9 protein-coding genes are annotated in these 12,293 nt (G+C 51.4%); 5 read left to right on the top strand and 4 right to left on the bottom strand.

The window, feature by feature from the left end; translation table 11 throughout:
* Positions 1–136 precede the first annotated feature (136 nt).
* A complete protein-coding gene (folD, locus tag FJM74_RS21075; protein ID WP_187264627.1) occupies positions 137–1,018 on the top strand; it encodes a bifunctional methylenetetrahydrofolate dehydrogenase/methenyltetrahydrofolate cyclohydrolase FolD in 882 nt (293 codons plus the stop codon).
* Between the two features lie 191 nt (positions 1,019–1,209).
* On the opposite strand, the gene thrC is transcribed toward folD, so the two are convergent.
* From thrC to FJM74_RS21090, 3 genes are read right to left on the bottom strand one after another with little or no spacing between them, the layout of a single operon-like run.
* On the bottom strand, positions 1,210–2,526 hold the full coding sequence (gene thrC / locus FJM74_RS21080) for a threonine synthase (protein ID WP_187264628.1): 1,317 nt from the start codon (positions 2,524–2,526) through the stop codon (positions 1,210–1,212).
* Positions 2,523–3,485 carry a homoserine kinase gene (locus FJM74_RS21085; protein WP_187264629.1) on the bottom strand — a complete coding sequence of 321 codons (963 nt, stop codon included), beginning with the start codon at positions 3,483–3,485 and terminating at the stop codon, positions 2,523–2,525. The genes thrC and FJM74_RS21085 overlap by 4 nt, the downstream gene beginning before the upstream one ends.
* A complete protein-coding gene (locus FJM74_RS21090; RefSeq protein ID WP_187264630.1) occupies positions 3,482–4,906 on the bottom strand; it encodes an aspartate kinase in 1,425 nt (474 codons plus the stop codon). The genes FJM74_RS21085 and FJM74_RS21090 overlap by 4 nt, the downstream gene beginning before the upstream one ends.
* Positions 4,907–5,381: 475 nt before the next feature.
* On the opposite strand from FJM74_RS21090, the gene FJM74_RS21095 reads away from it, so the two are divergent.
* Positions 5,382–6,038 (top strand): 7-carboxy-7-deazaguanine synthase QueE, encoded by a 657-nt coding sequence (locus tag FJM74_RS21095; protein ID WP_187264631.1) that lies wholly within the window; start codon positions 5,382–5,384, stop codon positions 6,036–6,038.
* Between the two features lie 5 nt (positions 6,039–6,043).
* The gene (locus FJM74_RS21100; RefSeq protein ID WP_187264632.1) at positions 6,044–7,972 is read left to right on the top strand and encodes an OmpA family protein; all 1,929 of its coding nucleotides are present in this window, start codon (positions 6,044–6,046) and stop codon (positions 7,970–7,972) included.
* A gap of 514 nt (positions 7,973–8,486) precedes the next feature.
* Here the strand turns inward: FJM74_RS21100 and FJM74_RS21105 are convergent.
* A complete protein-coding gene (locus tag FJM74_RS21105) occupies positions 8,487–9,773 on the bottom strand; it encodes a citrate synthase (protein WP_187264633.1) in 1,287 nt (428 codons plus the stop codon).
* 571 nt (positions 9,774–10,344) lie between these two features.
* On the opposite strand from FJM74_RS21105, the gene FJM74_RS21110 reads away from it, so the two are divergent.
* Together FJM74_RS21110 and FJM74_RS21115 are read left to right on the top strand one after the other, a co-directional pair.
* A complete protein-coding gene (locus FJM74_RS21110) occupies positions 10,345–11,391 on the top strand; it encodes an aldose epimerase family protein (RefSeq protein ID WP_187264634.1) in 1,047 nt (348 codons plus the stop codon).
* A gap of 208 nt (positions 11,392–11,599) precedes the next feature.
* A partial coding sequence (locus tag FJM74_RS21115) for a galactokinase (RefSeq protein ID WP_317175592.1) occupies positions 11,600–12,293 on the top strand: 694 nt, incomplete at its 3' end.

Genomic DNA, 12,293 nt, shown 5'->3' on the forward strand with positions numbered 1-12,293 from the left:
ATGTCTGCATGTCGGGGCTTATGGTTTGTGCGATTGTTTTTAATATAATCTCCGAATCAGGAAAAACACTTTCATGTAGCTTTTTAAGACTGCAGAACAACCCATAACTTTTAACTCATAACTCTCAACTTACAAAATGACCCTGCTCGACGGTAAAAAAACATCCGAAGCCATTCAGAACGAAATAGCTGCTGAAGTGGCTGAGATCAAAGCCAAAGGCGGCAAAGTGCCTCACCTGGCTGCCATTCTTGTCGGAAACGATGGGGGCTCTGTTACCTATGTCAACAACAAAGTGCTGGCCTGTGAGCGTGTCGGCTTTGAATCGTCGCTGTTCCGCTACGAAGATTCTATTACTGAAGAGGAACTGCTGCACAAGATAAAAGAACTGAACGAGGACCCTGAAATAGACGGTTTTATCGTACAGCTGCCCCTGCCCAAGCACATCGACGCGGAGAAGGTGCTGGAAGCCGTTGACCCCACCAAGGACGTAGACGGGTTCCACCCGACCAATGTGGGTCGCATGGTGGCTGGCCTGCCTGCCTACCTGCCAGCCACGCCAGCAGGCATTCTGCAACTGCTGGAACGCTATAAAATCGAAACATCCGGCAAACACTGCGTAGTGATAGGTCGGAGCAACATTGTGGGTTCGCCCATGAGCATCCTGATGGCCAAGAGTGCTTACCCTGGCAACTGCACCGTAACCGTTTGCCATAGCCGCACCGTAGACCTGCCTTCGTTTACACGCCAGGCCGATATCATCATCGCAGCCATCGGCAAGCCCGAGTTCGTTACAGCCGACATGGTGAAAGAAGGAGCCGTGGTGATAGACGTGGGCACCACCCGTGTACCCGATGCCAGCCGTAAATCCGGTTTCAGGCTGAAAGGCGATGTGAACTTTGATGAAGTAGCGCCCAAATGCAGCTACATTACACCGGTGCCAGGCGGTGTGGGCCCCTTAACCATCGCCATGCTGCTCAAAAACACACTCAGCGCTGCCAAAAAAGAAGTTTACGCATAGGGAAGTCTGGTGTACTTTTATTCAGTGAAAATGAAACAGGTGCCTCAGCAGCAGAAAAACGCTCTGGAGGGCCTTTTTCATTAGAATAATTCAGCATCATGTAAACCCTTTTGAACTTGGTGCAGACAAAGAAAGCCTCAGGAGAACTTGTCTTCCTGAGGCTTTCTTCTTAATGAAAACAGGGATTAAATCTACAGCTTAACCTGCTCCTGCAGCACAGCAGCCAGTTCGTTGAAGTCGTTATTGATGCTGATAGAATGCTTAGGCTTGTTCAGGAAAGCCTGCAACTGCTCCGGCAATTCCACTTCTTCACCAATTATCTCCTCTATACTCTGCTTAAACTTGGCAGGGTGTGCTGTTTCCAGGAAAATACCAGCAGATTTTTGCTCAGTAAAGAATTTTTTCAGGGCCATATATCCGATTGCCCCGTGTGGGTCCATCAGGTAGTTTTGCTCCTGGTTCACTTCGCGGATAATCGATCGGATAGGTTCGTCATCTGTCCAGTAGCCTTTCACCACTTGCAGCAATGCATCGAAGTCGTTTCCGAAAAGCTCCAGAATACGTGGGAAGTTGTTTGGTGCGCCAACGTCCATGGCATTGGCGATGGTGGCTACCGATGGGGCAGGCGTGTAAACGCCTGTCTCGAGGTAATCCGGAACTATCTTGTTTCGGTTGGTAGCCGCTATAAAGCTGGCGATTGGCAAGCCCATCTGGCGGGCCAGCAGTCCGGCAGCGAGGTTACCGAAATTTCCGGAAGGCACAGCAAATGTAACGGCAGAGGCTTCGGCAGATGGATTTTGCTTTCTCCACTGGCCCCAGGCATGGAAATAGTACACCATCTGCGGCAGCCAGCGGGCCACATTAATGGAGTTGGCAGAAGAAAGCTGCATCTCTTTTGCCAGTTCAGCATCCGAGAACGCCTGCTTCACCAGGCTCTGGCAATCGTCGAACGTTCCTTTTACAGCTACAGAAGTAATGTTCTGGCCGAGTGTTGTAAACTGCATCTCCTGAATGTCGCTTACGCCACCCTCCGGGTACAGAATTACCACCTCTATATTTGCTACGCCTAGGAAACCGTTTGCCACGGCACTGCCTGTATCGCCGGAAGTAGCCACCAGCACCGTAACCGGGTTGCCGCTGGTGGAGAAAGCCTGCAGGCAGCGCGACATAAAGCGGGCGCCCACATCTTTAAAAGCACAGGTAGGGCCATAGAACAGCTCCAACGCCGAAACGCCTTCCTCCACCGCTACCAGCGGAATTGGAAAGTTGAAGACTTCCTCGCAGATAGATTTCAGATGATCAGGGGCAATATCAGGAGCCGTATAGGGGCTCAACACCTGGTAGGCTATTTCCGGAAGCGACAGCGTTGGCAGCGCCTCGAAGAAGGACGCAGGTAAAACCGGGATCTCCTTCGGGAAAAACAGGCCTTTGTCCTGTGGTAAACCTTTGATCACAGCCTCGCTGAAGCTCATGTCCGGCGACTGGCGGTTGGTACTATAGAATGTCATGCTTGTGCGGGTTGTAAGATAGTTTGTTCGATCAGCCGTGCACCTTGCTCAGGCACCTGCGTTACGTAAGATTTTAATTCTATGCCACTGCTGCTGTATACCAGCTCCATGGCCTGCTGTACGGCCAGGGCATGCGCTTCGGTAGCCGAAAGGGCAAATATAGAAGGACCGGAACCGGAAATACCGCATCCGAGTGCCCCTGCACCAATGGCAGCCGCCTTGGCCTGGTTAAACAACGGTATCAGCACAGAGCGCTCCGGTTCGAATATCTCGTCGTGGAGGCTGCGCCCGATCAGGCTGTAATCACCCTTCAGCAGTCCGGTAATCAGGCCGGCCAGGTTGCCCCACTGCCGGATACCCTTCTGCAACGGTATGTCCTTTTTCAGAATGCTGCGGGCCAGCGATGTCTTCAGCTCTACCTGCGGGTGGATCACCGTGCAGTACAGCTCTACCGGCACACCCAGCGGCACTATATCCAGTGGCTCGTAGCTGCGCACCAGCACAAAGCCGCCCAGCAGGGCAGGAGCCACATTGTCGGCGTGCGCTGAACCAGATGCCTTGCGCTCCCCTTCCATGGCATACACCACCAGTTCCTGCGTGGTAAATGGTTTGCCCAGCAGCTCGTTCATGGCATAGGCTGCGGCAGCCGAGCTGGCGGCGCTGCTGCCGAGTCCGCTGCCCACCGGCAAGCCCTTATGCAGCTGTAGCTCCACACCATGCGCAATCTCAAGGTCGGTGAGCATTTTCTGCGCCACCACCCCGATCACGTTTTCTGACGGGTCGAGCGAAAGGCCGCTCACTCCTGTTACTGCAGAGATCGTAACACCTGGAGTTGCTTTTTTGCGCGCCCACACTTCATCGCCAGGGTGCTCCATGGCAAAGCCCAGTACATCGAATCCGCAGCAGACATTGGCTACGGTGGCCGGTGCGTACGCTTTTATAAATTCTGAATTATTCATGATTCTACTTGTTGTGCCATCTCAAACGCCGACAGGTCTGGTCTGGAAAGAAAAAAATTGTCGTGCAGCAGGTTCACCGCTCGTTGCGCATCCTCGGCCTGCACCACAAACGAAATATTGCGTTCTGTGGCTCCCTGCGCAATGGCTCTGATGTTGATGCCATTGCTGCCCAGCAGCGAGAAAGTGGTGCCGGCAATGCCTGGCTGCTTTATCATGCCGTTGCCTACCAAAGCTATAATACTCATAGGCGCCTCTAAGTTCAACGGATCCAGAATTCCTGTCCGGATATCTTCCGCAAACTCGTGCTCCAGGGCTTGCAGGGCATGGGCTCCCTCACTTTGGGTGAGGCCAATGGTAATGCTGTGCTCGGAGGAGGATTGCGTTATAAAGTAGATGTTGATGCTCTCGGTTGCCACCGCCTTGAACATGCGCATGGCAATGCCGGGCACACCCACCATGCCACTGCCTGTTAAGGTCAGCATGGCAATGTTGTCGATGCACGATACGCCTTTTATAATCTGGTTTCCGGGAGTGGCTTTCTCCGTAATCAGCGTGCCCTTATGCGAGGGGTTGAAGGTGTTTTTGAGCTGCAACGGAATTTTGGCCGACACCAGCGGGTAGATGGTTGGCGGGTAGAGCACTTTGGCCCCGAAATAGGCCAGTTCCATTGCCTCCTCATAGCTCAGCTCCGGAATGGAGTAAGCCGACTTGGCTTTGCGTGGGTCCGTGGTGTACATGCCATCCACATCAGACCAGAGTTCCAGCCTTTCCGCATTTAGAGCGGCCGCGTACAGCGAGGCGCTGTAATCGGAGCCGCCACGGCCCAGCACCGTAGTTTTGCCAGTGCTGGAACTGGCGATAAAGCCAGGCGCAATGATCAGCGCCGCTTCCGGCAAATGCTTCTGTATCTGCTCGTAGGTTTTCTGAAGGTCTACTTTCGCATTCAGATAGTTATTATCTGTAAAGATGAAATGCCGGCTGTCGATCAGGATGTTGGCCAGGCCTTTGTACTGAAAGGCTTCTGAAACAATGGCAGACGAAAGCAGCTCGCCATAACTCATGACACGGGCCTTAATGCTGTCGCTGATCTCGTCGAGCAGGTATACGCCTTTGCACATATCCTCCAGCTCACGTAGGCGCAGCTTTATTTTGCCTTTAATGTTTATCTGCAGATTGATCGGCACCAGCTCCTCAATGGCTTCCATATGCTTGGCCTCGAGCTGCTGCAACACATCCTGGTAGGAGTCGTCGTGGGCGGCAGCTTTCTGAAAACAGTTGATCAGCATATCTGTTACGCCAGACATGGCCGATACTACCACCAGCATGCGGTTTGTGTCTTTTTTGTCGCTTAGTATTGAGGCGATCTGCGAGATGGCCCTGGCGTTGGCTACGGATGTTCCACCAAATTTTAAAACCAGCATAGTTAATGGTTCTGATGTTTTACTAAAAGTTTTTGAGAGGCCTGTAAATGGCTAACGGAAGCCAGGAAGGCGAAAAGGCTGGATGATTAATTTTACGTAAACCCCTAATGGGTAATAATACCTGGTGTGGCTCTGGAGAGAAGGACAGCACCGGAAATAATGGACCCTCCGGAAGCACTTTCTGGTGTTGCGGCACAGGAAATAGATATGTTACGTAAATTTTTCATTTTTTTTGACGAGCCAATATCTATATAATTTTAAACAATTGCAAAAATATAGGGGAGGTTGGTTATAGAAATCCTAAGTTTTAGGCCAAGTGAGTTGATATTATGGCAAAAACCAGGAACAGAACAGCCTGCGCAGTATGTTGCATATTTATGCTAAATTGCAGGTTCTGCCTTTCGGGCGTGAATAAAACAATATAAAAAAGAACAAGAAAAGCACAACGGCCTATGTTTTGTGCTTTAAAATGAATATGTTAGAAACAACAAAGCTATATAAGACAGCCTCCATACACCAGGTGCCCCAGGACGGCAGCAGCCTGCCGCTCATGGAAGCTTTTTATACCATACAGGGAGAAGGCGCCAACACCGGTTGCGCCGCCTATTTTATTCGCCTGGGAGGTTGTGACGTGGGGTGCCACTGGTGCGATGTAAAAGAGTCGTGGGATGCGGAGCTGCACCCGCTCACACCGGTGGAGGAGATTGTGCAAACAGCCGGGCAGTTTCCGGGAAAGGCTGTGGTGGTAACTGGAGGCGAGCCTTTGCTTTACAACCTCAATCCGCTTACCTCGCTGCTGCAGGAACGTGGCATCCAGACGTTTATAGAAACTTCCGGAGCCTATCCTTTAAGTGGTTTCTGGGACTGGGTGTGCCTGTCGCCCAAGAAGTTTAAAGCGCCGGATGCCTCTGTGTACCCGCATGCAGATGAGCTGAAGGTCATCATTTTCAACAAAAGCGACTTTGCCTGGGCCGAGGAGCACGCTGCTAAAGTTGGGGCTAAAACAAGGCTCTATTTGCAGCCCGAATGGAGTAAGGCAGACCAGCTGATGCCCCAGATCGTGGAATACGTAAAAAACAACCCGAAATGGCGTGTGTCGCTGCAGACACACAAATATATGGACATTCCATAACACCTATGTACAAGAATCTGCTCATCGTATTTTTGTTGCTCTCCTGCATCAGTTACAGTACCTGTGCCCAAACCAGTACGCTAAGCACTACCTCCAAAAAGGCGCAAAGTCTGTACTATAAAGCCGATGAGTATGCCAGGGCCCGCAATTTTAAAAAGGCCCTGGAGATTCTGGACGAGGCGACCCAGAAGGACCCAGCATTTGCAGAAGCTTATCTGAAAGCAGCCAGCCTGACCAGGTCGCTTGGCGATAAGGCGGCCACCTTTGAGTATCTGGAGAAGGGGCTGGCGCTGGTACCCTACGATCCTGCGCTGCAGAACAATTATTTTGATATCGCAGAACTGCATTTTGAAAGAGGAAATTACGAGCAGGCCAAAAATTACTACGATGCCTTCCTGAAGTCTAAACCCAGGAACCCCAAGCTGGTGGATATGGCCCGGCAGCAGGTAAGAACCAGCGACTATGCCCTGCTGGCTATGCTGAACCCTGTAGAGTTTAACCCCGTGCAGCTGCCAGCTACTATTAACCGGTTCGGGTTGCAGTATTTTCCGTCTACTACAGCCGATCAGCGCCACCTGATCTATACGGGCCGCCTGAGCGCCCGGCCAGACCAGGACGAGAACATCTATGTGAGCCAGTGGCAGGAGGGGGAGTGGCAGGCGCCGGTCTCCATCTCCGATGCCATTAACTCACTTGCCAACGAAGGAGCCGCCACCATCTCCGGCGATGGAAAGACCCTGGTATTTACCTCCTGTAACCGCCCCGACAGCCAGGGCGACTGCGACCTGTACATTTCTTTCAGAACCGGAAACGAGTGGAGCAGGCCCAGCAACATGGGCTACACCGTTAATTCCAAAGCCTGGGAATCGCAGCCAAGTCTTTCGGCCGATGGCAGAACCCTGTACTTTACCTCTAATAGGGCAGGTGGCAAGGGAAAAGAAGATATCTGGGTGACGCACATGCGTGAGGATGGCAGCTGGGAAAAGCCTGCCAACGCAGGAGCACCCATCAACACCAGTGGCCGCGACATGGCCCCTTTTATTCATGCCAGCGGTTCTACCCTTTATTTTGTAAGCGATGGGCACCAGGGGCTTGGCGGACTGGATGCCTTTAAAACAACGCTTAAGCCGGACCATAAGTGGGAAGTGCCGGAGAATATGGGGTACCCCCTCAACACGCACGCCGATGAAGGCTCCGTCTTTATTACCCCCGACAATAAAACCGGCTACTATTCGCGCAAGGTTGTTGCAGACACGGGGGCTCCGTCTATCCTGTTGTACAGCTTTGAGGTGCCGGATATCTGGAAGAGCAGTGAGAAAAGCACCTACGCCCAGGGCAGGGTATTCGATAACGTGACTAAAAAGCCTTTGAAGGCCACCATCCAGCTCTACGATGTGAAAGCCGACTCGCTGGTGCAGCAGGTAAACTCAGACCAGGTATCCGGAGAGTACACGGCCGTGCTGGCAGAGGGCAGGAAATATGCCCTCTACGTAAGTGCCCCGGCCTATATGATGAACAGCCTGAGTTTTGACTATACCTCGGCCAAAGCCTTAACGCCGGTAGCCCTGGATGTGTACCTCGACCCTATAAGCGCAGGAGCGGCTGTGGTCCTGAACAATATATTTTTTAATACAGGCGAGTATGCGCTGGCGCAGGATTCTAAAACCGAACTGAATAAACTGATCAGCTTTCTGCAGCAAAATAAAGATCTGAAAATAGAGATTGCCGGCCACACCGACGATGTGGGCTCCGACGATGCCAACCAGGTGCTGTCCGAAAAGAGAGCCAGGTCCGTAGCCGAATATTTGGCCGGCAAAGGCATTGGCAAAGACCGGCTCCGGTCAAAAGGGTATGGCGAGTCCAGGCCAAAGCAACCCAACACCACAGAGGAGAACCGAAGCCTGAACCGTAGAATCGAAATGAAAATTCTGTAAGCCGATTATTTGAATGAAACAGGCCCTCCGGAGCATGCTGCTGTAGCTGCTGCTGCCCAGGATTATATAAAAAGCGACACAACTTATCGGAATTTTTTTCACCTTTTCTATAAAGAACAAAATGTCTTGATACGTGTGTCGTGATACGTGTGTCGTTTTTCTCAGGGTGATGCAATTTCTGATTCCGATAAGTTTAGACGCAGTCTATATTATTCAGCTGCAAGAGCCGAAGCAGGTGTGTGATCCATCCAGTTCATTTTCTTTTCCCTTGTTCCCTATTTCCCGCCTCACCGCTTTATTTATTCAGCCAGACACTACCGGCCAGCAGCAATTATTCTAATCAAAACAGACCTCCGGCAACCTTTCTGCTGTTGTTGCTGCTGAAGGGATACTGGAAAAATGACCTGCAAGAGGTGCATTCCTAAAAGCGTAAAGGCCGCAAAAACTCCTTAATGGCAGTTTTTGCGGCCTTTACGCTTTTAGGAAGAACAGCTTTTTCGCTGAAATACTAAGCTTATCTTTCCTCTATCGGCACATACTTACGTGTGTTCTCACCTACATAAATCTGTCTCGGGCGACCGATCGGCTCTTTCTGCTCCCGCATCTCTTTCCACTGGGCGATCCATCCTGGCAGTCGGCCAAGGGCGAACATGACCGTAAACATTTCGGTAGGGATGCCGAGGGCGCGGTAAATAATGCCGGAGTAGAAGTCCACGTTCGGATAGAGTTTGCGCTCTATAAAATAAGGGTCCGTCAGGGCTGCCTGCTCCAGTTCCTTGGCTATGTTCAGTATCGGGTCTTTTATGCCGAGGGCAGAGAGTACGTCGTCAGCCGTCTTTTTGATGATTTTGGCGCGCGGGTCAAAGTTCTTGTACACCCGGTGCCCGAAGCCCATCAGTCTGAAAGGATCATTCTTGTCTTTGGCTTTGGCGATGAATTTCTTGGAGTCGCCACCGTCTGCTTTAATCTGCTCCAGCATCTCGATCACGGCCTGGTTGGCCCCACCGTGCAGCGGGCCCCACAGCGCACTGATACCGGCAGATACAGAAGAGTAAAGGCTGGCATGGGCCGAGCCTACCAGGCGAACTGTTGAGGTAGAGCAGTTCTGCTCATGGTCGGCGTGCAGAATGAGCAGCTTGTTAAGGGCATCTACCACCACTGGGTTCACTTCATAATCCTCTGTTGGGTCAGAGAACATCATGTGCAGGAAGTTGGAGCAATAATCCAGCTTGTTTTTAGGATAGTTGATGCGTTGCCCGTTCGAGTTCTTGAAAGACCAGGCGGCAATAGTGGAGAGCTTAGCCATGAGGCGGATCATAGACAGGTCCATCTCATCTTTCGTCTGGTTCGATTTAAGCGACTCCGGGTAAAAAGCCGTCAGGGAACTTACCAGCGCCGAAAGTATCCCCATAGGGTGAGCCGCCGACGGGAAGCCGTCGAGTATCTTCCGCATATCCTCATTCACCAGCATATGTCGCTTTATTCTTTTGCTGAATGCGTCGAGCTCGGCGGCAGTCGGAAGCGAGCCGTAAATAAGCAAATAGGAAACTTCTATAAAACTCGATTTTTCTGCCAGCTCCTCAATCGGATATCCTCTGTAGCTAAGGATACCTTCCTCGCCATCCAGATATGTAATGGCGCTGGTGGTGGCACCGGTATTCTTATATCCTGAATCCAGCGTGATAAATCCGGATTCAGCCCTTAAAGAAGAAATATCGATTGCTTTTTCATCTTCAGTACCTACTACTATCGGTAGCTTGTAGGATTTACCTTCAAGTATTAGTTCAGCGAAATCTGACATGAGTGAGTTGTTTATTTGTCTGTGGTTGTATCTCAATTGAAAGCGAAATTATGTAAAAATGTCTTAAAATGAAATTAACCCTGTATTTATCTGGTAAAATATATACATAGGTGTAGGAGCAAGTTTCGGCCGCTATAAAAATTAACTGGCCAGCCTTTTCATATACACGTTGTAGGGCCGGACCTCCGCAGAAAATCCTGTCCGTTTCAACGGAATTTATATTGCCGCCGGCGCAAATCTCTCCTATGTTCCACCATCAGCACCTGTTTTCCGGTATGGCGTTCTGCGGGCAAGGGGGAGGCCTGCTTTGAGACGAGGCCGCAAATATAAATAATCACATAAGCAGGTATGATCCGTTTCTGTGTCTGCTTCTGGCTGGCATCCGGAGCGGGGCCACATGGGCTAAAGCAAGTTCATAAACATGACAGTGCCAACGATTGTAAATATAAATAAAAAAATACGATCGTTAATTAATATATCCTGGATTTGGCAGTTATAACATAACTAAGTTAATTAGTTGTTTGGAATAGTTAAGCGGGACTTTCCCCGAATCGGCCAATTTGAAAATTCAATGAGAACAGATAGTATAAAGAAGCCCTTTGGCAAGCTGCCCGACGGGCAGGAGGTAAGCCTCTACACCCTGACCAACAAGCAGGGCATGGTTGTGAAACTGACAAACTACGGAGCTATCATCACCTCCATCCTAACCCCTGACCAGGCCGGAGAAACTGGCGAAATAGCCCTGGGTTTTAACGAATTGGAGGGATACCTGCAAAAGCACCCATACGTTGGCTCTGTGGTGGGCCGCTTTGCGAACCGGATAAAGAATGCCAGGTTTACGCTAGACGGACAGGAGTACCAGCTGGCCGAAAACAAATCGCCTAACCACATCCATGGCGGTATTTCCGGGTTCGATAAAAAAGTATGGCAGGCGGAGGAGCTTCCAGACCAGAACGGCATCCGGCTTACCTACCTAAGTCCGGATGGTGAGGAAGGATACCCCGGAAACCTGCACACAACGATTACCTATAGCCTGACAGACGACAATGAGCTGAAGATAGAGTACATGGCTCAAACAGATAAAGCAACCCCGGTAAACCTCACCAACCACAGCTATTTTAACCTGTCAGCCGGAAAATCTGAGTTGATTCTGGATCATGTGGTCCAGATCGCCTCGGAGGCCTATACGCTGGTAGACGACACGCAGGTGCCAACAGGCGAGATCAGGCACGTGGAAGGAACTCCTATGGATTTCAGAGAGCCGCATAGGGTGGGCGAGCGCATCGGGCAGGTGGCCGGTGGCTATGATCACAACTATATTGTGCCCGATGCGGATGGTACTTTAAGATATATCGCCTCTGTTTTGGAACCCCGGAGCAGGCGCTTTATGGAAGTCTTCACAACCATGCCGGGTGTGCAGTTCTACACGGGCAACGCCCTCGATGGCACCGTGAAAAACGAGGCAGGCAAGACTTTTGAGAAGCACTGCGCCCTTTGCCTCGAGACGCAGCACTTCCCCGATGCGCCCAACCACCCGGAGTTCCCATCCAGCATCCTCCACCCCGGCGAAACCTACCACCATACCACTGTCTACAAATTCTCGGTTAAGGCTGATTAAGGAGCAGCAGAGGCCGCTACACCTCCGGAGGGCCATTTTCATTAGAATAATTCGTCCCTCAACAGGAAAGAGATCGCTGGTTTTCTGTTCCCATGTAACCCGGCCAATCGTATACAGAACATGCAGCCAGGCCAAGGTAGTGCCTGGTCATATTAATAACCACCTTGCAATTAAAAAGAAGCTTTTAGTAGCCCATGCAGCACGCATCATGATAAATAGAATAAAAGAAAAGTTTCAGCAACTGTACCGCCAGGAGCCGCTCCTGTTCCGCTCTCCGGGGCGTGTAAACCTCATTGGCGAACATACCGACTATAACGAGGGCTTTGTGCTGCCGGCAGCCATCAACAAAGAGATCTACTTTGCTGTTGCGCCTAATGGCACCCAGGCCTTCCGCGCCTACTCCTACGACCTGGAAGAGAGCGCCACTTTTGACCTGACGCAGGTGCAGCCATCTGAAATTGGTTGGGCCAACTACCTGCTGGGGGTGGTGGCGCAGTTTCAGAAGGCAGGCTACGAGATTGCCGGGTTCGACCTGGTGTTTGGTGGCAATATTCCCATCGGTGCCGGCTTGTCATCGTCTGCGGCGGTGGAGTGCGGCCTGGCCTTCGCCCTGAACCAGATCTATCAGCTGGGGGTAGAGAAGTTTACACTCGTGAAAATGGCACAGCGGGCGGAGCACGAATATGCCGGCGTTATGTGCGGCATCATGGACCAGTTTGCCAGCATGTTCGGCAAGAGCGGCCATGTAGTGAAGCTCGACTGCCGCTCGCTGGAGTACGAGTACTACCCCTCCGATATGCGCGACTACCGCATCGTGCTGCTCGACACGCAGGTGAAGCACTCGCTGGCCTCCTCGGAGTACAACACCCGCCGGCAGGAGTGTGAGGCCGGGGTGGCCCTGT

The organism is Pontibacter beigongshangensis (assembly GCF_014332515.1).
In the GTDB taxonomy this organism is placed as follows: domain Bacteria; phylum Bacteroidota; class Bacteroidia; order Cytophagales; family Hymenobacteraceae; genus Pontibacter; species Pontibacter beigongshangensis.